The organism is Bradyrhizobium oropedii, from assembly GCF_020889685.1.
Lineage (GTDB): Bacteria > Pseudomonadota > Alphaproteobacteria > Rhizobiales > Xanthobacteraceae > Bradyrhizobium > Bradyrhizobium oropedii.
Genome location: NZ_JACMYO010000448.1, coordinates 1 through 1079, shown reverse-complemented (window position 1 = coordinate 1079; position 1079 = coordinate 1). Strand labels below are relative to the sequence as shown.

Sequence of the window (1079 nt, the reverse complement as noted above, 5' to 3'; positions counted from 1 at the left end):
ATAATCTGCTTGACGTGATCGGCTGTGATGAGCCGAGTGCATTCGAATTGCCGGGGTGAATTGGCATGCCGCGGGCACCACAGGAAATCCTTGTGGTCGAAACGCACCCGCGGGTCGTTCCAGCAACTGTTGCACGCGTGAAAATTGACAATCCGGTATGGCGTTTCGAATTCGTTGGTCGGATGGGTGAACCCGCTGATCATGACGACCGGCGTCCCCGAGGCCCATGCAAGCCACGACAGGCCGCTGGACAGGCCGATGAAGAAGTCCGCGTGCTTCAGGTAGCGAAATCGCTCGGCCAGCGGCTTGTCGCCGGTCTGATCCTCGGCACCATTCGGAATGTGGTTCCAGATCAACTGGGTGCCGTGCGTGGCCTTCTGATCGATGCAGACCACCCGGTAGCCGGCCGCCTTCAGGAAATTGACGATCTCGCGCCAGCCATGCGGGTTGTTCCAGTATTTGCTTTGCGTGGTGCTCTGAACCGCGATGCAGACGTAAGGTTCGGCAATCGGCCTCTGATCGTCCTTGATGACGATGCGCGGCCGCTGCTCGGTCGGATCGACACCCAGAATATAACCCGCGGTCCGGTGTAGCCCGACATGGCGAAAATCGGTCGGCTGATAGACGCAATCCTTGTCGTCGAAGAACAAGCCAACGCTGTAGGTCGCGTAATATCGCTCCGGCTTGACCTCTTCGTGCGTGATGAACTCGATGTCCGGATAGGCGTCGCGGAACAGTTCGACCAGCGGCGCCCCCATGGCGCAGCTCAGCTTGCAGCCATGCCTGTCCTTGAACTTCACGGCGTAGGGAAACCATCCCATCGTATCGCCGAGCGTCCCGACCGGAAACTGGATCAGGACATTGCGATCTTTCGCCGAGTATTCATGGTCAAGGACGGTTTCGCCCTGCTGGGAAACCTCGATTCCGAAGCGAACGTAATAGCGCTTGCTGCTGTTGACATAGCCGCCGGCGAACTCCGTCTCGAACAGCACGTTGCCGGTGTCGAGATCGCGAATCCTCACCTTCCAGGGCTGCTCGCCATGGGGGCAAACAATTCGCGCACCGTCATTGAAGTCGAA

The 1079-nt window shown here is 58.8% G+C and carries 1 protein-coding gene; it reads right to left on the bottom strand.

Annotated features, from left to right (window positions below):
- The coding region (locus H8A95_RS43200) for an autotransporter strand-loop-strand O-heptosyltransferase (protein ID WP_229188475.1) at positions 1 to 1079 on the bottom strand (1079 nt) is incomplete at both ends.